The sequence below is a fragment of the Nostoc sp. DSM 114159 genome, from assembly GCF_053470285.1.
In genome coordinates, this window is the sequence record NZ_JBPFEH010000001.1 from 1349669 (window position 1) to 1371283 (window position 21615).

General features: G+C 42.1%; 18 protein-coding genes. 13 read left to right on the forward strand and 5 right to left on the reverse strand.

Annotated features, from left to right (window positions below):
* The first annotated feature begins 80 nt into the window (after positions 1-80).
* From ACR5KR_RS05295 to ACR5KR_RS05305, 3 genes are all read left to right on the forward strand, one after another.
* Positions 81-1520, forward strand: a complete 1440-nt coding sequence (locus tag ACR5KR_RS05295; RefSeq protein ID WP_448265743.1) for an NHLP bacteriocin system secretion protein — start codon at positions 81-83, stop codon at positions 1518-1520.
* Between the two features lie 259 nt (positions 1521-1779).
* The gene (locus ACR5KR_RS05300) at positions 1780-2181 is read left to right on the forward strand and encodes a hypothetical protein (protein WP_448265744.1); all 402 of its coding nucleotides are present in this window, start codon (positions 1780-1782) and stop codon (positions 2179-2181) included.
* On the forward strand, positions 2174-4408 hold the full coding sequence (locus ACR5KR_RS05305; RefSeq protein WP_448265745.1) for an NHLP family bacteriocin export ABC transporter peptidase/permease/ATPase subunit: 2235 nt from the start codon (positions 2174-2176) through the stop codon (positions 4406-4408). The genes ACR5KR_RS05300 and ACR5KR_RS05305 overlap by 8 nt, the downstream gene beginning before the upstream one ends.
* 14 nt (positions 4409-4422) lie before the next feature.
* On the opposite strand, the gene ACR5KR_RS05310 is transcribed toward ACR5KR_RS05305, so the two are convergent.
* Positions 4423-4902: a GNAT family N-acetyltransferase gene (locus ACR5KR_RS05310; RefSeq protein ID WP_448265746.1), complete on the reverse strand. Its 480-nt coding sequence runs from the start codon at positions 4900-4902 to the stop codon at positions 4423-4425.
* A gap of 85 nt (positions 4903-4987) precedes the next feature.
* On the opposite strand from ACR5KR_RS05310, the gene ACR5KR_RS05315 reads away from it, so the two are divergent.
* Together ACR5KR_RS05315 and ACR5KR_RS05320 are read left to right on the forward strand one after the other, a co-directional pair.
* Positions 4988-7864, forward strand: a complete 2877-nt coding sequence (locus tag ACR5KR_RS05315) for an NHLP bacteriocin export ABC transporter permease/ATPase subunit (protein ID WP_448265747.1) — start codon at positions 4988-4990, stop codon at positions 7862-7864.
* Positions 7865-8100: 236 nt separating this feature from the next.
* Positions 8101-8469, forward strand: a complete 369-nt coding sequence (locus ACR5KR_RS05320; RefSeq protein WP_448265748.1) for a hypothetical protein — start codon at positions 8101-8103, stop codon at positions 8467-8469.
* A gap of 100 nt (positions 8470-8569) precedes the next feature.
* Here the strand turns inward: ACR5KR_RS05320 and ACR5KR_RS05325 are convergent, their stop codons facing one another.
* The gene (locus tag ACR5KR_RS05325; protein ID WP_448265749.1) at positions 8570-9247 is read right to left on the reverse strand and encodes a class I SAM-dependent methyltransferase; all 678 of its coding nucleotides are present in this window, start codon (positions 9245-9247) and stop codon (positions 8570-8572) included.
* Positions 9248-9346: 99 nt separating this feature from the next.
* Between ACR5KR_RS05325 and ACR5KR_RS05330 the strand changes: the two genes are divergently transcribed.
* From ACR5KR_RS05330 to pip, 4 genes are all read left to right on the forward strand, one after another.
* Positions 9347-11458: an O-linked N-acetylglucosamine transferase, SPINDLY family protein gene (locus ACR5KR_RS05330; RefSeq protein WP_448265750.1), complete on the forward strand. Its 2112-nt coding sequence runs from the start codon at positions 9347-9349 to the stop codon at positions 11456-11458.
* A gap of 200 nt (positions 11459-11658) precedes the next feature.
* Complete coding sequence (locus tag ACR5KR_RS05335; RefSeq protein WP_448265751.1) at positions 11659-12795, forward strand: DUF4350 domain-containing protein; 1137 nt, start codon at positions 11659-11661, stop codon at positions 12793-12795.
* Between the two features lie 53 nt (positions 12796-12848).
* Positions 12849-13799 carry an AAA family ATPase gene (locus ACR5KR_RS05340; protein WP_448265752.1) on the forward strand — a complete coding sequence of 317 codons (951 nt, stop codon included), beginning with the start codon at positions 12849-12851 and terminating at the stop codon, positions 13797-13799.
* A gap of 197 nt (positions 13800-13996) precedes the next feature.
* Positions 13997-14935, forward strand: coding sequence for a prolyl aminopeptidase (gene pip / locus ACR5KR_RS05345; protein WP_445627450.1), 939 nt, complete (start codon positions 13997-13999; stop codon positions 14933-14935).
* Positions 14936-15136: 201 nt separating this feature from the next.
* Here pip and ACR5KR_RS05350 read toward each other — a convergent pair whose 3' ends face one another.
* Together ACR5KR_RS05350 and ACR5KR_RS05355 are read right to left on the reverse strand one after the other, a co-directional pair.
* The gene (locus ACR5KR_RS05350; RefSeq protein ID WP_445627449.1) at positions 15137-16153 is read right to left on the reverse strand and encodes a Vgb family protein; all 1017 of its coding nucleotides are present in this window, start codon (positions 16151-16153) and stop codon (positions 15137-15139) included.
* Positions 16154-16366: 213 nt separating this feature from the next.
* On the reverse strand, positions 16367-16873 hold the full coding sequence (locus ACR5KR_RS05355) for a pentapeptide repeat-containing protein (protein WP_448265753.1): 507 nt from the start codon (positions 16871-16873) through the stop codon (positions 16367-16369).
* A gap of 178 nt (positions 16874-17051) precedes the next feature.
* On the opposite strand from ACR5KR_RS05355, the gene ACR5KR_RS05360 reads away from it, so the two are divergent.
* The 3 genes from ACR5KR_RS05360 (at position 17052) to ACR5KR_RS05370 (ending at position 19890) form a co-directional block, all read left to right on the forward strand.
* Complete coding sequence (locus ACR5KR_RS05360; protein WP_448265754.1) at positions 17052-17867, forward strand: class I SAM-dependent methyltransferase; 816 nt, start codon at positions 17052-17054, stop codon at positions 17865-17867.
* A 488-nt stretch (positions 17868-18355) separates the two neighbouring features.
* Entirely contained in the window at positions 18356-18997 is a 642-nt protein-coding gene (locus ACR5KR_RS05365) for a DUF4232 domain-containing protein (RefSeq protein WP_445627447.1), read from the forward strand.
* Between the two features lie 101 nt (positions 18998-19098).
* Positions 19099-19890 carry a GH25 family lysozyme gene (locus ACR5KR_RS05370; protein WP_445627446.1) on the forward strand — a complete coding sequence of 264 codons (792 nt, stop codon included), beginning with the start codon at positions 19099-19101 and terminating at the stop codon, positions 19888-19890.
* A gap of 99 nt (positions 19891-19989) precedes the next feature.
* On the opposite strand, the gene ACR5KR_RS05375 is transcribed toward ACR5KR_RS05370, so the two are convergent.
* Positions 19990-20427: an NUDIX hydrolase gene (locus ACR5KR_RS05375; protein ID WP_335002491.1), complete on the reverse strand. Its 438-nt coding sequence runs from the start codon at positions 20425-20427 to the stop codon at positions 19990-19992.
* Between the two features lie 358 nt (positions 20428-20785).
* On the opposite strand from ACR5KR_RS05375, the gene ACR5KR_RS05380 reads away from it, so the two are divergent.
* Positions 20786-21577 (forward strand): IS5 family transposase, encoded by a 792-nt coding sequence (locus ACR5KR_RS05380; RefSeq protein WP_448265250.1) that lies wholly within the window; start codon positions 20786-20788, stop codon positions 21575-21577.
* Positions 21578-21615 lie beyond the last annotated feature (38 nt).

The following is a 21615-nucleotide window of genomic DNA, read 5'->3' on the forward strand; positions in this document are numbered from 1 at the left end:
CTAGTTCTCCCCGATCGCACTTTAATCTTAAAAGTCTAGAAGACTTGAAGCTCTAAGCGCTCTCAGGAAAAAGGAGAACAATGCAACTAAAACACAGCCACATATATCGCCAAGAAGCCTTAGAGCGTTTATCTTCACCAGAACAACTGGATCGAGCAATACAAGTTGTCAAACCTCAAGCTTGGTTGACTCTATCTACTTTGAGTTTTGTAGTTGCTGTAGCTGGCGTTTGGAGTGTGTTCGGCAGAATTCCCCTGACTGTCACAGGTCAAGGTATCTTGATTAAACCGCACCATGTTGTGGAATTTCAAGCACCCAGTTCTGGGCCATTACTAACTCTGAAGGTAAAGGCGGGGGATATTATTAAACAAGGTGATGTACTCGGTATTATCGACCAATCAGCGCTAAAACAGCAGTTGCAGCAAGAGCAAGTAAAATTGCAACAACTGCAAACCCAAAATCAAGAGACTGACAGGCTACAAAAGCTGCTGATTGACCAACAAATTATCACTCTTGGGCAGCAGAGAATGGATTTGGAAAATAATCTGCGCCGAGAGCAAGATGCGCCAAAGTTACGCGATCAAACTCAAAGAGCGATCGCTCAAAAACGCCAAAGCATTAATTCCCGCAAACAACAAATTAATTACTTACTCAAAACTCTTAAAAAACGGGTTGATAACCGTCGTCACCTTTTTGAGCAGCACGTCATCAGCCAAGATATGTTGGTGCAAGCCGAACAAGAATATTTTAATACTCAAAGTGAACTGTCAGATATTGATGTACAACTCAAGGATCTGGAAATCCAAGAAACCACTACGCAACGCGAATATCTGGAAAATCTTAATAGAATTGACGAAATTAAAACCAAAATTAAAGATATTAATACTCAAAATACTAAACTACGCGAACAAGATTTAAAGCAATCAATTGATAAAACAAATCAAATTCGGGAAGTAAAGCGGCGAATTGCCCAGTTAGAACTGCAATTATCTAAAGAAAGTAGAATTATTAGCAAATATAATGGTCACATTCTCGAACTGAGCGCTGTCCCCGGACAAATGATGAATCCGGGTAGTCGCTTGGGGTCAATTGAAGCTGAACAGCCAAATTCAAAACTTATGAGTCTTGTTTACTTTGCGAATAAAGATGGTAAGCAAATCAAGCCAGGGATGGCTGTACAAGTGACTCCCAGCTTTGCTAAACGCGAGCGCGAAGGTGGTATTGTCGGAACCGTTGCAGATATTTCTTCATTTCCGGTAAGTACACAAGATATTACAGCGATCGTTGGTAACAAAGAAATTGCCGCCAGTCTTGCAGGTAAAGGTGAAAATCAGGTGCAAGCTTTTATCCAACTCCAAGAAAACCCTACATCAGTCAGTGGCTACAAATGGTCATCCTCTGATGGCCCAGCCTTAAAAATATCTTCTGGGACAACTACATCAGTTCAAGTAAAAGTTGGAGAAAAAGCACCGATTTCTTATATTATTCCTATGCTGCGCTCTTGGACGGGAATTTATTAGTTTACGCCGTATGCAACTTTCTTTCAGACCTAACCCCCAACCCCTTCCCTACAAGGGAAGGGGAGCAAGAATCAAAGCCTCTCCTCCCTGTGCCTAAGATGTACACACAAGTCCTTTTCACCCCCTCTAACTCCCCCTTGGTAAGGGGGAGAACCGGATATTTCCCCTTTAGCAAAAGGGAGAAGCAGATATTTCCCCCCAAAACATCGGGGGGATTAAGGGGGGTAAATCCAGGGTTTGAGCTTCATTACCAAGATGTGTGTACACCGTAGCTCCCTGCTCCCTGTGGGGGAGAGGTTCTAAGGATAAGTTGCACATCGCGTTAATTTGGGCATTGAGGTTAAAACTTGAAGGTTCACCCTCAGAAGGTCAACTTTCACCCTCAGAAGCTCAACTTCCACCCTCAGAAGCTCAACTTTCACCCTCAGAAGCTCAACTTCCACCCTCAGAAGCTCAACTTTCACCCTCAGAAGCTCAACTTCCACCCTCAGAAGCTCAACTTTCACCCTCAGAAGCTCAACTTCCACCCTCAGAAGCTCAACTTCCACCCTCAGAAGCTCAACTTCCACCCTCAGAAGGTCAACTTCCATCCTCAGAAGCTCAACTTCCACCCTCAGAAGGTCAACTTTCAAGTTTTAACTCCCCAATGCCCCATGCCTAATGCCCCATTCCCAATCCCAAAATTTAAACCAAATCGTGTCCGCACTTCTACACTTTTGCAAATGGAAGCGGTCGAATGTGGTGCGGCTGCTTTGGGAATAATTCTGAGCTATTACGGGCGGATTGTGCCACTGGCTAAACTGCGTGAAGAATGCGGTGTTTCGCGGGATGGGAGTAAAGCTTTTAATATTGTCAAAGCTGCAAAAAATTATGGACTCAATGCTAAAGGTTTAAAACTGTCTCTGGAAAACGTCAAAACTACCCGCCTCCCCTACATTGCCTTTTGGAATTTTAACCATTTTCTCGTAGTAGAAGGATACAGCAAAAAACGTGTCTACCTCAACGATCCTGCCAATGGTCGGAGAAAAGTAAGTTGGGAAGAGTTCGATCGCGCATACACAGGTGTTGTGCTGACAATGGAACCAGGAGCGGATTTTCAGAAGGGAGGCAAAAAAAATCACATTGTCTCAGCCTTAAGTAGCCGCTTACAAAATTCACGAGTTACTATCTTATTTTGCTTGCTTGCGGGGTTATTGTTAACACTGCCTCGGTTAGCTGTGCCAGCCTTTTCTCAGGTATTTATCGATGAGATTTTAATCCAAGACCGGCAAGATTGGTTACGACCTTTGCTGTTAGGAATGCTGTTAACTACTTTATTACGGGCATTCCTTGCTAGACTGCGCCTTACCTACCTGCGGCGATTGATGGTTAAGTTATCAGTCAGCACATCTGGACAGTTTCTCTGGCATATTCTGCGATTGCCCATTGGGTTTTACGATCAACGGTTTGCTGGGGAAATCAGTAGCCGAGTACAACTGAATGGCCGGGTAGCAGAAGTACTTTCAGGGCCTTTGGCAACCACAATAATTGACGCGGTGATGATGATATTTTACCTGCTGATTATGATTCAGTATGATCAATTGCTGAGTGCGATCGCAGTCGGTTTTGCTTTAATCAACATTCTCGCTCTTTTATTTTTATCGCAAACTCGTGTAGATGCAAACATGCGCCTAGCTCAGGAATATGGCAAAGTGGGCGGAGTAACGGTTAGTGGCATCCAAACGATAGAAACCATCAAAGCTTCTGGGCTGGAGTCAGATTTATTTGCTCGGTTTGCGGGTTATTATGCTAAAGCCATGAACGCCCAGCAACAATTAGGCTTACAAACTCAAATTCTCACCACATTACCCACAATTTTGACAGCCCTAGCCACAGCTTCTATTTTGCTGGTTGGTGGTTTACAGATAATGAAGGGTAATCTCAGCATTGGGATGCTGGTTGCCTACCAAAGTCTAACACTGAGCTTCTTAGAGCCAGTTAATAGCCTCGTTAATTTTGGCAGTACACTCCAAGATTTAGAAGCTGATTTAAATCGGCTTGATGATGTATTGCAAAATCCCGTTGATTTGGAAGTGGAGGGGGACAGGGGAGCAGGGGGAGCAGGGGGAGCAGAGGAAACAGGGGGGGCAGGGGGAGAAATTACTTCCTCGTTTCTTTGGCAATTACAGGGTAATCTTGAGTTACGAAATATTACATTTGGCTACAGTCGTGTAGAACCTCCGTTGATTGAGAATTTGAGCTTGACAGTCAAGCCAGGGCAAAGGATAGCGCTTGTGGGGGGAAGTGGTTCTGGTAAATCCACAGTTGCTAAATTAATTTGCGGGCTTTATCAACCGTGGGAAGGGGAAATCTGCTTTGATGGTGTAGAGCGATCGCAAATTAAGCGTTCTGTTCTGGCTAACTGGTTGGCAATGGTTGAACAGGATATCTTTTTATTCGCCGGCACTGTGCGAGAAAACATCACTCTTTGGGATTCAACTATACCAGAAGCCGATTTGGTGCAGGCTTGCCAAGATGCAGCGATTCATGATGCGATCGTATCTATGCCTGGAAAATATGACTTTGAGTTGATTGAAGGCGGTATGAATATTAGTGGTGGCCAACGCCAGCGTTTAGAAATTGCCCGCGCTTTGGTGAGAAATCCCACAATCTTAGTACTGGATGAAGCAACCAGTGCCCTGGATGCAGAAACGGAGTTGATTATTAACCGCAACTTGCAACAGCGCGGTTGTTCGTGTATTGTAGTAGCCCACCGCCTCAGCACAATACGCGATTGCCATGAGATTATTGTGCTAGAGCAAGGTAAAATCGTGCAGCGTGGCACCCATGAGGAATTATGGCAGCAAGGCGGAACTTATGTTCGCTTACTTCACGCAGCAGAAGCATAATGTTTTGAGAACATTTATTGGAAGTATTCGTTTTCAAGGATAGACATAATTACTAACGAAGAATACTTATCTTTTTGCCTCAAGACTTCTCGCAAAACTCCTTCCTCCTGAAAGCCGACTGACTGATAAACATGTCTAGCACGTTGATTGTGTTCAAATACATCTAACCAACAACGATGAGCATTATACTCTTCAAAAATCTTTTTGAGGATTATTCGTAATGCACGCTTGCCGTATCCTAGCCCTGGTTCAGCAACGATAATTCGAGTTAATTCAATACTACGGTTCGGTGATTCTAAGCCAGACAAAATAGCGTAGCCTTGCGTTTCTCCTGAAGCATTTTCAATCATTAAATAATGTTTGTCAGCAGAGTGTAAGTTTCTGCCGTGTTCTTCTCGACTCCAGCAGAGGATAAGGTCTTTGAATTCATCTCTAGTTTCTTGAGTAAAGATGAAGTCTATATCGTTTAGGTTAGCAGTTCGTAATTTTATCATCAAAAAAATTTCTGTTATATTCAGCCGGGATACAATAGTTTTTTATATCTTTTTCCACTGCTCAAACTCATATCGATTTACTTCAGTGAATCCTTTTCCCAAACCATACTTTCTTCAACCAAACGAACCAGTACTGTTGAATGACTCAGAAACATTGTGGATAGTACAGTCTGGAACATTGGCGGTGTTTGCAACTAGAGTTAAAAACAGTTTACCAAAAGAGCATCGCCGCTATCTGTTTCATGCCAACGCTGGTGAAGTCTTGTTACCGGAAGTAATCGCACAAAGCCAATGGAATTTTGTAGCGATCGCAATTGAACCTACCCAATTATGCCAGATGTCAATGGTTGATTTGGTTAAGGGAATCACGGCGGCTGACTCTCAATCCATAGAACTTTTAGAAGGTTGGGTAAATCATTTAGGACAATCTCTTAGCGCCCAGCAGACAGTTTTGACTACGCCATTAAACCTTGTGCAGACATTAGGGCGAGATTTTTCATTATCGCCTGATGAAACGCTACAGTGGACGCAACAAACACTTGTATGGGTGAAGTTGCAGCAAGGCAATACTCACTGGATGGGAGTTGAGGAATTAACGTTGAATTCTGCTTCACCAGCGTTTCCACTCACGAGTGATATGTGGCTGGAGGCAGAAGATGCAGTTATCGGACAAATTTTGCCAACGGCAGATTTAGAAAATTCCGAGGAACTTCTGGCAGGTTTAGCCAGTTTGCAGACTTATTTCTTTCACTACTTCAGTTTGCTGGCGAACAAAGAAACAGAAGCAGAATTTCGGCAGTTTCAGGAACGCGAACAATTTAATCAGCAAGTAATAGAGGGGGCACTCTCTGATTTAGCAACAGTATTACAGCCACAGCAGGAGGCGGTTTTTTCTCAGGAAGGGCCGCCCTTATTAGTAGCATTTGGGGCAGTTGGACGGACGCTGGGGATAGAGATTCGTCCACCAGCAGAGGATTTGAATTCTATTAAAGACCCTGTAGCCGCGATCGCACAAGCATCACAAATTCGGATTCGGCGTATAACTTTAGCAGATGGCTGGTGGCGTCAAGACCAAGGAGCAATGTTAGCTTATACTCAGTTGGAACGCCCAGTGGCGTTGTTACCTACAGATAATCGGGATTATGTCATCTTTGACCCCGTAGCGCGGACTCGCACACCTGTAAATGAATCAATAGCAAAAACACTGTCACCTTTAGCATACGTTCTGTATCGACCGTTACCACAAATTGCGCTCAACGCCATTGATTTACTGCGCTTTGGGGTCAAGGGTTATGAAAAAGACATCGCCAGTATTTTAGTGGTAGGGCTACTGGGCACAATCTTGGGAATGGTTGCACCGCAAGCAACAGCAATTTTAATCAATCATGCCATTCCCGATAGCGATCGCGCAATGCTTTGGCAGATCGGATTGGTGATGTTTGCAGTCGCCTTTGGGCAGTTAGCTTTTCAAGTTGCCCAAAGCATTATTACCCTACGAGTGGAAAGCGCCACTGATAGCATATTACAGCCAGCCATTTGGGATCGGTTACTCAGATTAAGTCCTAGCTTTTTTCGTCAGTATACTTCTGGAGATTTGGTCAACCGCGTTATGGCGGTGAGGGAAATTCATCAAAAACTTAGCGGTGCTACCCAAAGAACGTTGTTGAGTGGAGTTTTTGCCTTATTCAACTTGGTGCTGATGTTTATTTACAGTTGGCAACTAGCGCTTGTGGGTGTGGGTTTAGCAATATTTGCCACTGTGGTTACGACTGTTGCAAGTTTCCTTTTGGTGAAGAAATCGCAAAAAGAGCAAGAACTCAATGGTGCAATTCAGGGACTCACGGTACAACTAATCAACGGTGTTGCCAAACTGCGAGTCACAATGGCGGAAGAACGCGCATTTGCAGCTTGGGCAAAAAAGTATAGCCAGCAGATCCGACTGAAGGCGAGTTGGCAAGAGATTAAAGATGGTGTTTCTATATTTAACGAAGCACTCCCTTTGGTAAGTTCTATACTGCTGTTTGGGTTTGCCATGTTGTTGATGCAGACACGCCTAACACTGGGTACATTCGTTGCTTTTAACTATGCTTTGGCGATTTTTATCAAAGGAGTAATTGACCTGAGCAATACTGTATCGGAAATTTGGAGTATTATACCAATCTGGGAACGAGCAAAACCGATTTGGCGATCGCAGCCGGAATATGACTCAACCAAGGTTAATCCCGGTCAATTAAGCGGTCGCATTGCCCTAAATCGTGTCAGCTTTCGCTATTCGGAAAATGGCAGCTTAATCCTCAATGATGTCAGCCTCCATGCCGAACCAGGGGAATTTATCGCGATCGTTGGGTCTTCTGGAAGTGGAAAATCAACGATATTGCGGTTGTTATTGGGCTTTGAAACTCCATTAACAGGGAGCATTTATTACGATCGCAAAGATTTAGCAGAGATGGAACTCCAAGCTGTGCGAAGACAGTTAGGAGTGGTACTGCAAAATGGTAAAATCGGTACAGGATCGGTTTTTGATAATATCACCGCCGGAGCTTTAGTCTCCCTAGAAGAAGCTTGGTCAGCCGCACAAATGGCAGGTTTTGCTGATGATATCAAGCAAATGCCAATGGGAATGCATACGATCGTCGCTGAGGGTGGTAGTAATCTTTCCGGTGGACAACGGCAAAGATTATTGATTGCGCGATCGCTGGTTTCCAAGCCCAAAATTATCTTGATGGATGAGGCGACCAGTGCCCTAGATAACCGTACCCAGGCAATTGTGACTGAAAGTTTAGCTAAGTTAAACGCTACTAGAGTGGTAATTGCCCATCGCCTCAGCACAATTCGTAATGCCGATCGCATCTATGTGATTGACGCTGGTCATGTCGTACAGGTAGGTACTTTTTCGGAATTGATTGCTCAACCAGGGTTATTTGCCAGACTGGTAGCCCAACAGTTAGAAGGAGAGCTTTAGTTTTGCTTCAGCATGGAATTAGTAACTTGACGTGAGTTCGATGAACCTCTCCCCAACCCCTCTTGGAGGCGGAGAGGGGCAGAAATATTCTTAGTTGACAACGAAAAAATTCCTCGTTCCCAGTCTTCTACTGGGAATGCATTCATTGAGTCTCTGACTCAATGCTAAATTGGAGGCAGAGCCTCAACGAGGAGCATTCTCATGCTCTGCATGAGAACGAGACAAACGAAAGAACAATGGAAAATCAAACTTTTTCTGACTTGTGTATACACCGTAGCTCCGAGGCGGGGAGGGATATTGAATTCGGGCGATCGTTTCTTGAATTCGGGCGGTCGTTTATTGAATTCGGGCGATCGTTTATTGAATTCGGGCGGTCGTTTATTGAATTCGGGCGATCGTTTATTGAATTCGGGCGATCGTTTCTTGAATTCGGGCGATCGTTTCTTGAATTCAAGCAGTGGTTAGGGTGGGGTAAAACCCAGATTATTAGACCTCTTGCAAAAGTAACTTTTGCACTCTTGCGAGAAAAGGGGAAAGGTCAAAGGGGAAAAGTTTTTTATTCCTTTTCCCTTTCCCCTTTACCTTTTCCCTACAAATGCCCGTAGCCAATATATCGGGGAGATTAAGGGGGATAATAATGTGATTAAAATCACAGCATACTAATTTTCAAACATCCTCTAATATCAAGTCCGGTTAATTAATACTTTACTCCCGTTCAAAGACAAAAATAATGGAAATCGGTTTATTTGTCTTGGGATCGGATGGCTCATATAAATTTAGCAATCGGTAATTCAAAGCATGGAATTCGTTAATCCATGATTCCAGGGTTCGGAAATACCAAGGAGTAGGGTAGAATGGTCGATCTGCATTTGGTTGCCATGAAGTTTCGCGCCACCCATTGGAGTATGGAGAGTCACCGCAAGCAATTATCGGATGAAGTGTTTGAATGATTATTTTGCCTTTGTCTTCTAACAGGCTATGACCTGCCTTAGCGATCTCATCAACAGCGCATTCGCCTAAAATTGAAAAGTTGCAAATCAAGCAAGAGAAATAGTTAATGGTGCTAAATCTTTGTGATGCAAGATCCGAGTACGAACAGACAACAAAGCGAGAATCACCACTATCCTTTGCTGTCTCGATGAGATCGGCGCAAAAATCAACACCCCAGCCATCAATTCCTAAAGAAAATAGCTGTCGAGACAACCATCCCTCACCGCATCCAATATCTAAGAATGTTCTGGGATTAAGTTGGGTTATCGCTTTAACTATAGCGGCATCTGTGGCGATCGCACGGCTTTCAATTTGTTTATTACGAACTGCTTGTGTCCATAATTTAGCATTCATCTGCCATGAGTCAAGGATTCGTTTTTCATTTTCGTCCATAAACTAATGCAAAACTTTTTTGAGTCGCTGGGGAAACTGAAGGCTTTTTAGGATTTTTCGAGTTTAATAGACGATCGTATCATTAGTAATTGCAACGCTATGTTAATTAATGAATTAAGAAATATTAACTTGATTATCTTTCCTGACTGGTCTAATTTAGAAACTGCAATCGCAGAAGACTTGACGAATGTTCTCAGAACTCTTTTCACACATCCAGCTAGACAAGATATAACACTACTAATTGACAGCCAAAGTTTAGCGGATGAACTACAGGATAATGCTAACTCGTTACTTTTTGAAACAGTTCTGAAACTTAGTTTAGAAGAAGCTGTTTCGGAAGACCTAAATGTAGGGCTTACTGGTCAATTAACTACCGAAGAATGGTCTATTATTAAATCATTAATTAACTTTCGCATCCCAATTAATCACGAAGATCGCTACATTATCCAGCAGCCAGAAATTGCACAAATTCCCAGATGTGATTTGTCAGAAATTGAACAGCCAACTATTTATGAAGCGGCTCGGCTAGAATCTTGGCAAAGATGGGGTGATTATTTCGCAGATAGTGAATTGCCTGAAAACGCTATCTCATATTACAGCAAGTATTTATCTAGTTGTCCGCACCAAATTAACTATTATCTAAAGTTAAGTAATGTTTTGTATAAAACTGGTCAGATGCCAGCGGCGATCGCAACATTGCAAAATGGTATTAGCAATTGCCCTCAAGCAGAAGAACTCTATTACTGGCTGATTATTCGTCTAAAGCAAAGCCAGAACTATCTGGAAGCTCGTAACTTCGCTCAACAGGTTACAGAGAAGTTTCCTGAAAACTACGTATTTAAAATGTTGAGCTATCTGATGCTGCCAGAAACTTATCATACTCCTCAAGAAATTGATACCTATCGAGCCTGGTTTCAAGATGGGCTAGAAAAATTGATTCAAGAAATAACCATGAATAGCCCAGATGAGCAGAAAAAAGCTTTCATGGGAATCAGCCATCATACAAACTTTTTTCTTGCATATCAGGCAAAAAATGACCTGATATTACAGCAGCAATATGGACAGCTAGTTCACCAAATTATGACGGCAAATTATCCACAATGGAGTCAGGTATCTCCGATTTCTTCTATTAGTAACAATCGCAGAATTAAAATTGGCTATCTTTCCTATTTTTTATGTAGCTGGAGTGGAACAGTTTTGTTCTTAAACTGGCTTAAATATGCAGATAATCAAAATTTTGAAATTTATTCATATCACATCGGGCATCAAATTGATGCTGCTACTCAATTATTCCAGTGTCATAGTACGAAGTTTTATCATTTGCCGAATAATTTAGAACAGATTTGTCAACAAGTTATTGACGATCGCCTTGATGTGTTAATTTTTCCAGAGTTAGGAATGGATGCCACAACACTATGTATTGCTGGACTGCGTTTAGCGCCGATTCAATGTATGGCTTGGGGGCAACCTGTCACTTCTGGATTACCCACCATTGACTATTTTTTATCTAGCGAACTGATGGAGCCTGTGAATGGGCAATATCACTACAGCGAAAGCCTTGTACGTTTGACTGGTGTTGGGATTTCCTATCCAACGATCGAAGTTGACTCAGTTAGCCGCAACCGATTATTTTTTGGATTACGAGAAGATGCGATCGTCTACATTTCTAGTCAAGCTGCTTATAAATATTTACCGCAGTACGATTACGTTTATGCAGAAATTGCCCGTCAAGTTCCCAATGCTCAGTTTATGTTTCTTCGCTCTGGGATTTCTCAAGAACGTCTGAAACGGGCATTTGCGGCTGTCGGATTAGATAGTCTTGACTATTGTGTATTTTCTCCTGTCCTGCCGCGTGATGATTACTTTGACTTGCTTTCTTTGGCAGACATTTATTTAGATACCTTCGATTGGGCGGGTGGTAACACAACACTGGATGCGATCGCCTGTCATTTACCAATTGTTACTTGTCCTGGTGAGTTTATGCGGGGGCGTCATTCCTATGGTTTTTTGCAAGCGATCGCTGTCACACAGACAATTGCAGACGATCCCTCGCAATATATTCAGATTGCAGTGCGATTAGCCAAAGATATTGATTGGCGATACTCAGTTCGTGAAGCCCTAAAACTCTCAAGCAAGGTTCTGTTTGACAATCCCACCGCTACCCAAAATTTAGAAGCATTCATCAAACAGGCGATCGCTGCAAGAAGTTAAAGAAAAGACTTCTTGCATAAGTCGGGAAAAGGGGAAAGGGGAAGGGGAAAAAGTTCTGTATCGTCCCCTTCCCCTTTAACCTTTACCCTTTTCCCTCTCTTGCAAAAAGCACTTTTGCAAGAGGTCTAAAGTATATTTTGACTTTAACTGAAAAATAAGTAAGTATTAACAGTGATATTCAAAGGCTATGAAAGTCGAAAATGAAACGTCCAAATCGCCTTGCTTGGATGGGAGCGATCGCACTGGCTGCGATCGTTTTACTTAGTTTGTTCGCGGCTCCCAATAATACTAAAATTAACGCTGGCTCTACCTATAACCGTAACTCTGATGGCTATGGTGCTTGGTACGCTTTTATGCAACAACAGGGAATTTCTATCAAGCGTTGGCAAAAGCCTTTTAGTGATATTCAGCCAGAGAACAGCCCAGTTACCTTCCTACAAGTAGGCGGCTATCCCAGAGAAACCACACTAGATAGTCAAGAGCAGGAATGGGTAGAGAAAGGGAATACTTTGGTAATTTTGGGTGCAAAGGCGCGGGTTACAGAAGCGGAGTTTAGCACTATGCAAAAATCTCCTGAAGGTGATATTAAAATTGATACACGTAGACGATATAAAAAAGCTAACTCCCAGCAAGTTAATTTAGGCGATCGCTTTGGTGCTGTTGTCTGGAAAAAAAATTACAAAAAAGGAAAGGTGATTTTTTCTACTACTCCTTATTTAGCTGCCAACGCCTACCAAGATTATTTAAGTAATTTCAAGTATTTAGCTAGTTTGGTTACTGAAAAAAGTAACACAGTCTTTGTCGATGAATACATCCACGGCTATAAAGATGCCGAGGTCAGGAAGAAAGAAAGCGAAGGAGATTTATTTAGCTTTTTTGCCAAAACTCCTTTACTTCCAATCTTGATACAGGCAGGTATCCTGCTATTAGTACTAGTTTGGGCGCAGAATCGCCGCTTTGGCAAGCCAGTAGCTTTAGATACACCAGTTATAGATAATAGCGAAGCATACATCCAAGCTTTAGCCGGAGTGTTGCAGAAAGCTGATACCACCGACTTTGTGGTTGAAATGGTGGGTAAACAAGAACAACTAGAACTCCAAAAAGTCTTGGGATTAGGGCAAGTACTTTTAGAACGTCAAGCCTTGATCGATTTCTGGATGGAAAAGACAGGTGCAAGTGCAGCCGAACTAGATGCAGTTTTAAAGCTACAATCTCGCAAACAACCCATCAGTGAACGAGACCTGTTAAGCTGGTTGGGAAAATGGCGAACCATTAGGGAAATACAAAATTCAAAACTTGTACTGAGCGCAGTCGAAGTATTCAAAATTCAAAATTAACTTTTTTGAATTATGCATAATATTTCGGCGTTGGTTATTTATCAATAAAAAATATGAGTGAAACGCATCCTATTTTAATTCGGCTTGGTCAAGGTCTTAATCAAGTAATTGTCGGACAATCTAGCTTAATACAGCAACTCTTAGTAGCACTGTTAGCGGGTGGGCACGTAATTTTAGAAGGAGTACCGGGAACTGGAAAAACCCTACTAGTAAAAGTGTTGGCGCAGTTAATTCAAGGGGAGTTTCGCCGGATTCAATTAACACCAGATGTTTTACCTTCAGATATTACTGGTACTAATATTTTTGACTTGAATAGCCGCAATTTCACTTTGAAAAAAGGGCCAATATTTACTGAAGTATTGCTAGCAGACGAAATCAACCGTACTCCGCCCAAGACACAAGCGGCGCTGCTAGAAGCAATGGAAGAAATGCAGGTAACACTGGATGGTGAAAGTTTGCCTTTACCAGATTTATTTTGGGTAATTGCAACCCAAAACCCCCTAGAATTTGAGGGTACTTATCCTTTACCAGAGGCCCAGTTAGACAGATTTTTATTTAAGCTGATGGTAGATTACCCCGATCGAGCTGCTGAAAAGCAAATGTTACTCAATCGTCAGGCGGGTTTTGCAGCACGACGTTTAGATATTAGCCGTTTGAAACCAATCGCAACAGTAGCCGACATTTTGCAAGCACGACAAGCAGTTAAAGAAGTTAAAGTATCAGAAGCGATAGTTGATTATTTGTTGGCATTGGTGACAATATCGCGTCAATATCCTGATTTGACTTTGGGTGCATCACCCCGCGCTACCGGTGCTTGGTTGCAGACATCTCAAGCTCTAGCGTGGTTAGCGGGAAGGGATTTTGTAACGCCAGATGATGTAAAAGCAGTTGCATCACCGTTACTGCGTCATCGTCTTATATTGAAACCAGAAGCGATGCTGGATGGTTTACAAATGGATGCGGTAATTGCGTCGGTAATTAATCAAGTACCAGTTCCAAGGTAAAAAATGTTGTTTGACCAAGACATAGCGCAATACGGTTCGGTTAAAGGGGAAAGGGTAAAGGGGAAAGGGGAATAAAAAACCTTTAACCCTTACCCATTTCCCTTTTCCCCAAACCCTATTTTGAGTTCAAAATGCTTATCTGAACCGTATTGATACATAGCGATCGCCATCACAACATTACTGATAAAATATCGAAAATGCGAGAACTTTACCCAGCGATCGAGCCTTACTTAGAAGGTAGTTTACAAGTTTCCGACCTTCATACTATCCATTTTGAAGAGTCAGGAAACCCGCAAGGTCAACCCATCGTTTTGCTGCATGGAGGCCCTGGTGGTGGATGTCCAGCTTTTTATCGGCAATATTTCCACCCAGAAAAATGGCGGTTAGTCATGTTTGACCAGCGTGGTTGTGGTCAAAGTACACCCCATGCAGAATTACGAGAAAACACCACTTGGGATTTAGTCAGTGATATTGAAAAACTGCGCCAACATTTAGGTATAGAAAAGTGGGCGGTTTTCGGTGGTAGTTGGGGTAGCACTTTATCATTAGCCTACAGTCAAACCCATCCCTCTCGCTGTACAGGATTAATTCTGCGTGGGATCTTCATGCTGAGACAAAAAGAATTGCGCTGGTTCTACCAAGAGGGTGCTAGCTATATTTTTCCTGATGCTTGGGAAGAATATCTTAAACCAATTCCGATAGATGAACGTGACGATTTAATCGCAGCATATTACAAACGTTTGACCAATCCAGATTTAGAAATTCAATTAACAGCAGCGCGTGCTTGGTCAATTTGGGAAGCTAGTACCAGTAGACTTTTCTTAGACCCAGAACTCATGCAAAAGTTTGGCGAGAGTGAATTTGCTTCCGCTTTCGCACGGATTGAATGCCATTACTTTATGAATAAGGGATTTTTGGAAACCGAAGATCAATTACTCTTAAATGTAGACCGCATCCGCCATATTCCGGCTGTAATTGTTCAGGGACGCTATGATGTAGTCTGCCCAATGATATCAGCTTGGGAATTACATCGCGCTTGGCCAGAAGCGGAATTTATAGTGGTTCCTGATGCCGGACATTCGATGAGCGAACCAGGAATTTGCAGTGCTTTGATTGAGGCAACAGATAATATTTAATTTGTATCAAGGAATTAAAAAAAATAAAATCACCAAAAATAGTAAAAATAATCATTATTTGGAGGGTAAGTACAGCCATTAGCTGCTACTTCCTCTCCAAATTGTAGTAAATTCAATTTAGATTTAAATTTTTGGGTATTTGGAATCAAAATGCTCAAATCGCCTGGGGTTCCTACTCAAACTTTAGTAATTGCTGGATTTTTATGATGTAGCTTTCTGCTTACGGCTAAGTACCTTGCTTGCTCCTAGCACAGTACCAAGTGCCAACACAGCTAACCCCATTCTAGATTCAGGAATAGCAGTGCTATTTTCAGTGAAAGCCAAAAAGCCAGCCCCATTCAACCCACCTCTACCGACAGGGACAAAGGTATCAATAAAAGCTCCTGTCTTGCCGTCGTAACGTAATACATTGTTACTATTTAAACCACTAACGTAGAGGTTGCCGTCAGTACCAAAGATTGGCTTTACAGGGCCGTTAAGTCCGCCACTACCAGATGGGACAAAAGTATCGATAAAAGCTCCCGTCTTACCGTTATAGCGCAAGATATTATTAGTCCGAAAGTTAGCGACGTAGAGATTACCGTCTGGTCCAAAGCTCAAGCCATCAGGTTCCGACCCTTTTTCCTCTGTAGCAAAAGTATCAATAAAAGCTCCTGTTTGCCCGTTATACCTTAAAACACTATCAGTCAGACTACTACTTACGTAAAGGTTCCCGTCTGAACCAAAGCTCAAACCAAAAGGTGCAGTGAGTCCGCCGCTACCGGAGGGGACAAAGGCATTGATAAATTCTCCTGTTTGCCCATTGTAGCGTAGAACATTATTACTAGTGCGGCTGTTAATACTGGTAACGTAGAGGTTGTTGTCAGGTCCAAAAACTAAGTCTTCAGGTGAATCTAGTCCACCACTACCTGAAGGAACAAAGGTACTAATGAAATTCCCTGTTTTACCATCGTAACGTTGGATACTACCGCTCAAAATACTACTAACATAGAGATTTTTATCGGGTCCAAAAGTTAAACCAGTTGCTCCCTTTAGTCCGCCACTACCGGAAGGAACGAAGTCATCAATGAATTCTCCCGTTTTTTCGTCGTAGCGCAGAACGGAGTTATTATAATAACTCCCGACTAAAAGCGCTGCATTAGCTCTTGGCGCTATCCATCCTAGTAAGGCAAAACCGACCAGTGGAAGACTGATCTGACAAAAATTGAAAAATCTCATAATTTTTTAGCTCAAACAATCATACTTACTAAGTACAGTTAATCATACATTCGTAGAATTTCTGTTACTAACTCAAGTTGCTAGTTATGTAAATGGGCGATCTGAACGAAGCATAAATCTATTTCCCTACATTATTCAAAAGTCGAAAGCAAAGATCGCGTTTTGTCAATATGTTTCCCTATAAGCTTGCACTTAATTATTACTCTCTCCACCTCACTCAATCCAATTAGGGGCTTTGAAGAAACTTCCATCTTCTCTAAAAGTTTTATACACCAAAACACCTTCTCCGAGAGGGGGGAAATTTTTGGCTCCTCTAAAATCAGTTTTTATGAATTTGGCAGTACCACCAATCGCCGCCCTGTAGAGATTAGCCCCATCAAATACAGCAGCAGTAAAGATAGCATCATTCAAACTGGCATTGGAAAAGTCAGTCCCTATGCAATCAGCACCACTTAAGTCAACTCCTCGCAGATTCGCATAACTGAGATTGGCATTAGTGAGGTTAACACAAAGCATTTTGGCTCCACTCAAGTTAGCATAGCTCAGGTTGGAGCCACTCAAATCAACACCTATCAAATCGGCTCCGCTCAAGTCAATTTCCCGCAAATCTTCTCCATCCAGCCCGGAGGAACTGATTCTAATTCCAGCAAAATCTCTCTCGCCAGCAGCATATCTCTTAAGCAACTTTCTACGCTCGATAAACTTTCTTTCATCTTTCATAATTTACCTCTTGCATCTTCCAATACATATATATGAACAGCAACGCTAACCCTTGTAAATTTGGAAACTTACAATGTATATGATGTATCAGTGTAACTAGTTCACTACAAAAAAAGAAAATATGGGAATTCTAATTGTGAAAAGCAGTATAGCGTTTTGATTGAAGCAACAGATAATTATGCAAGACTCTAAACAAGAAATAAATGCCAGAGCTTCTATAGATTTAGAACAGCGAAGGAATTGGTATTCTCCCGTAGCTGATATTTATTACAACGCTAGACCAAAATATCCAAAGGAACTGATCGAGCGGTCTGTCGTTTTAGCCCAACTTGACTCAGATGCATCGATTCTTGAGGTCGGTTGTGGTCCAGGAAATGCGACAGTAGCTTACGCTCAATTTGGTTTTTCAATGACGTGTATTGAGCCAAACCAAGATTTTTGTCGTTTGGCACAACGCCATTGTGCAACCTATCCAAACGTTGCAATCCACAACACCTCATTTGAGGAGTGGGAACTAAAAGCAAAACAGTTCAATGCCGTTCTATCTGCTAATGCCTTTCACTGGATACCGTCAGAAATTCGCTATGCCAAGGCAGCGACAGCATTACGCGACAACGGGTTTCTCATCCTACTATGGAATCTGAGACCTGAACTGAAATATGAAGTTTACCAAGCGATCGAGCAAGTGTATCAAGTTTATGCTCCTTCACTTGTCCGCTATGAAGGTGCAGAAACTCAAGCAGAAATTTTGAGAGGGTTTGAACAAGACATTCTAGACTCTGGTTATTTTAAGGAGTTGGTAACTGAGCAAATCGCGTGTGAGGTGACGTACAGCATTGATGACTTCTTTAAGCTATTAAGTACCATGAGTACACTGGAGCCAAAGGCGAAGGAGTTGCTATTTGCACAATTGCAAGAAAAGCTGAGGAACTTTGGAGACAGTGTAAACCTCTCGTTTCTTTCTGCTGTTCACGTTGCCCGAAAAGATGGATAAGCTGTTGAATTTGTTATGTAATAGACTTCTTGGCATTTGTCGGGGTAAAGGGGAAGGTGGGGCCCCTGAAGGGGATAAGGGGCCAGGGTGGTTTCATACGAAAAAAGAAAAATACATAAGTCTTGATTTCTCATATATAACCATAGATTTTGACCCCACTTCCATTCCTCTCCCCGTTGGCGTCAGCCTGCCGTTAGGCAAGCGGAGAGAGGCTTTGAAATCTATTTTTAGTTTTTCTCTCGTTGTATGAAACCACCCTGCTCTGGGGATAAGGGGCGGGGGAAAAGGGTAAAAGAGTAAAGAAATTCAAAACCTTTTCCCTTTAACCTTTTCCCTTTTCCCTCTCTTGCAAAAATATATTTTTGCAAGAGGTCTAATGATGCAGCAGAACAAGTCATTGGAGCGGACGTGCATAACCCTTGTAAATTTGGAAACTTATACTGTATATGAAGCATCAGTGTAAGTAGTTCACTACAAAAAAAGAAGATATGCGAATTCTAATTGTGGAAAGCAGTCTGTTATTGCTCCTAACTGCAATGACAACTGGCTGTGTCGGTTCTTCCTCTGTTACAAAACAGCCGCAAGCTTTGCCAACAATCACTGAACAGCCGACGAAAGAAGCTGTGTTGAACTCAACACCTACACCGACTGCAAAACCTATAGAGCATTCTACCCCTGAAGCCACTACTGCCACAAATCCGACGCGCTGTGAAACTAGCCAATTATCAGTGCGCCGAATTTCCGAAGATGCTGGCGTTGGGAATGTTGCACTCACCTACGCCTTCACCAATAACGGCTCATCCCCTTGCACCCTCTATGGTTATCCGGGACTGGGACTACTGGATGCAAAAGATCAACCTTTGCAGGGGATTAAAGTTATTCGCTCCAAGGATACTTACTTTTCGAGTAAGCAACCTCGACAACAAGTAATTCTGGCTCCTGGAAAACAAGCCTCATTTCAGATAGCATACAACCACATTAATTCCCCAGATCAAAACTGCCCAATGTCTAGTAAAATTCAAATCACACCTCCTAATGCTTACGAGCACTTGACCCTTACAGAACAAATCAAGCCTTGTACAGGCAAAGTTAGAGTGACTCCAGTACGAGCCGTTAACACTCAACCCTAGTAAATTTCTGTAATTTACTCAAATACCCAAAAAAAGCATAAATTTAATCAAAGCCTCTGATAAGTTCAGGATTGTACTGATCAAAAAGGTTAAAAAATTTTATGGAAGGAATTGATGTTGCCGATCAAGATGGCAGAGTAGATTGGACGGCAGTAAAAAACTCTGGTAAAACTTTTGCGTTTGTCAAAGCCACAGAAGGAGCTAGCATCAAAGACTCTCTTTTTGCTCATCACTGGCAAACTATGAAAGCTGTTGGTCTGATTCGCGGTGCTTATCATTTTTTTCACCCTCATACATCCGATCCGGTGCAGCAAGCAAAGGAATTCTTAAAAACTTTGGGCAAATTAGAACCGGGAGACTTACCACCAGTTCTGGATGTAGAGGTAACTGACAAAGGAAGTAGCCAAGCTGTAATTAATGGAGCGAAGTTGTGGTTAGCAGAGGTGGAAAAAGCCCTTTTGCAACAAACAAAAAAACCAATCAAACCAATTATTTATACCTTCCCCAGTTTTTGGGAACAACTTGGTAATCCATCTGATTTTGCTACTTATCCGTTATGGATTGCCCACTACGGAACTCGAAACCCAACTATTCCTGGTGCTTGGCAAGGACAATACTTAATCCATCAATATGAAGGTGATATATCTGGTGTAACTGGTGTTAGTGGTCGAGCCGATTTGAATAGATTTAATGGATTGCAGCTAGGAGATTCTGGGCTAAGAGTAAAACAATTACAACAGCAATTAAAAGATATTGGCTTATATACTGATGCCATCGATGGGCGTTTTTCTGAGTCAGTTAAGAATGCAATTGTTAGTTTTCAAACATCTAAAAAATTGCAAGCTGATGGAATTGTCGGTATAAAAACTTGGATAGCTTTACTATGGATTTAAGTAAGTAGGTGTGAATAAGCAAAGGTTTGTGGTCAACGGCTCCAAACCTTTAATTAATTTTATATTGTATAATGTAGTTTGATTTATTGTGGTTATTACTTAACATCGTAACGAACAAAATTGAGATTCGACCTGGAAAAAACCTTTCAAGATTCGTTTGAGTGAATTAAACTTAACTCGCCTAATAGCTTTCTTCACTTCTACCCACTGCCGTTTTCTTTTAGTTGCTTCTGGATAATCTTCACTCAGCATATCAACTGATAGTAAATACATCTTGACGCAGTAAATTTTGCCTTGTTTGCGGTACTTGTAAGTTCCTAGTTCATTTGCATCCACTTGCCCAATTATCCCTGCTTCTTCCCACGCCTCTTTGGCTGCGGAATCAGGTGGACTCATGCCATTAGGAATATCTCCTTTGGGAATCACCCAGTGTTGAAAGTCACGAGTTGTAATTAGCAAGATTTCAACTTTACCATTGTTCACTCTGTAAGGAATTACCCCAGACTGTATAAACACTTTACTGGCTTTTCGAGTCATGTAATTTACATCCTGTACGTCCTAGCTTTTTTGTACAATGTTTACTTCAGAAATTCTAGAGCTGATACCGGATAAATTTGGGTTAATCTTAAGTTATGAAAAGGTTAAAACTATTTTTTGCTTATAAGAGTTAATTATTCAAAAAATTTCCAGCATCAGTGTTTAAGCGGGTGATGATGGTTTTAATGCCGCAGTTACAGTATTATTGTCAGACTGGTTTTATCTTGAAGAGTCAGACCCCTATTCGTTACTTGTCTCCACAAAAGTTATCAGAGGATGTTTTAAAAGAGAGGGGCTGTTGTAAGAAAGCTCACAAGGCTTATGCTGAGATTTGTAGAAAACAGCACCTTGTGAGCGAATGACTAAAGCATACCGTAGCAATTTGACATGGGAACAGTGGGAATTAATTGCAGACCTATTCCCAGGAGCAAAGCCAGGTGGTCGTCCCCGAAAATTAGCCTTATTTGCGGTGGTGAATGCGATTCTCTATGTATTGTGTGAGGGGTGTACGTGGCGAGGTCTACCAGGTGATTTTCCCGCCTGGTCAACGGTTTATGGTTATTTTTGGAGATGGGGTAAAGATGGTACATGGTTGAAAGTTCACGATCAACTCTACCAGTGGGTGAGAGTAGACGCGGGGCGTGAACCTAGCCCATCAGAAGCAGCAGTTGATAGCCAGTCAGTAGAAACAGCAACGATGATCTCTATTGATGTTGGTTACGACGCAGGTAAAAAAATTCATGGGCGTAAACGCCATTTGAGTGTAGATTTACTGGGTCTAGTTTTACGGGTTTTGGTAACATCGGCTAGTTTTCCAGAACGTGAAGGCGCGAAAAAAGTCCTCAGCCGAGTTCACAATACAGGCAATCAAGTAAAACGGTTGAACACTATTTGGATGGATGGAGGATACCGAGGAGAAGAATTTATGCGGTGGGTGATGGATATGTTTCGCTGGATTGTAGAAATTGTTCTTAGACCCTTGGAAAAAAAGGGTTTTGTTCATTTACCAAAGCGCTGGGTTGTTGAGCGAACTTTCGGGTGGCTTAATTGGTGTCGGCGTTTAAGCAAAGATTATGAAAGATTACCTGAAACTTCCGAGATATTTATCTATATTGCCATGATTCGTATTATGGTCAGACGACTGGCATAATTTTTGACTGGTTTTGACTTTTAAAACATCCTCTCAGG

Bases quoted from the DNA above. Each gene is read 5' to 3' on its own strand.
- ACR5KR_RS05295 (WP_448265743.1), top strand. From the start codon at position 81: ATGCAACTAAAACACAGCCACATATATCGCCAAGAAGCCTTAGAGCGT.
- ACR5KR_RS05305 (WP_448265745.1), top strand. From the start codon at position 2,174: ATGCCTAATGCCCCATTCCCAATCCCAAAATTTAAACCAAATCGTGTC.
- ACR5KR_RS05310 (WP_448265746.1), bottom strand. From the start codon at position 4,902: ATGATAAAATTACGAACTGCTAACCTAAACGATATAGACTTCATCTTT.
- ACR5KR_RS05320 (WP_448265748.1), top strand. From the start codon at position 8,101: ATGGAAAATCAAACTTTTTCTGACTTGTGTATACACCGTAGCTCCGAG.
- ACR5KR_RS05325 (WP_448265749.1), bottom strand. From the start codon at position 9,247: ATGGACGAAAATGAAAAACGAATCCTTGACTCATGGCAGATGAATGCT.
- ACR5KR_RS05330 (WP_448265750.1), top strand. From the start codon at position 9,347: ATGTTAATTAATGAATTAAGAAATATTAACTTGATTATCTTTCCTGAC.
- ACR5KR_RS05335 (WP_448265751.1), top strand. From the start codon at position 11,659: ATGAAACGTCCAAATCGCCTTGCTTGGATGGGAGCGATCGCACTGGCT.
- ACR5KR_RS05340 (WP_448265752.1), top strand. From the start codon at position 12,849: ATGAGTGAAACGCATCCTATTTTAATTCGGCTTGGTCAAGGTCTTAAT.
- pip (WP_445627450.1), top strand. From the start codon at position 13,997: ATGCGAGAACTTTACCCAGCGATCGAGCCTTACTTAGAAGGTAGTTTA.
- ACR5KR_RS05350 (WP_445627449.1), bottom strand. From the start codon at position 16,153: ATGAGATTTTTCAATTTTTGTCAGATCAGTCTTCCACTGGTCGGTTTT.
- ACR5KR_RS05355 (WP_448265753.1), bottom strand. From the start codon at position 16,873: ATGAAAGATGAAAGAAAGTTTATCGAGCGTAGAAAGTTGCTTAAGAGA.
- ACR5KR_RS05360 (WP_448265754.1), top strand. From the start codon at position 17,052: ATGCAAGACTCTAAACAAGAAATAAATGCCAGAGCTTCTATAGATTTA.
- ACR5KR_RS05365 (WP_445627447.1), top strand. From the start codon at position 18,356: ATGCGAATTCTAATTGTGGAAAGCAGTCTGTTATTGCTCCTAACTGCA.
- ACR5KR_RS05370 (WP_445627446.1), top strand. From the start codon at position 19,099: ATGGAAGGAATTGATGTTGCCGATCAAGATGGCAGAGTAGATTGGACG.
- ACR5KR_RS05375 (WP_335002491.1), bottom strand. From the start codon at position 20,427: ATGACTCGAAAAGCCAGTAAAGTGTTTATACAGTCTGGGGTAATTCCT.
- ACR5KR_RS05380 (WP_448265250.1), top strand. From the start codon at position 20,786: ATGACTAAAGCATACCGTAGCAATTTGACATGGGAACAGTGGGAATTA.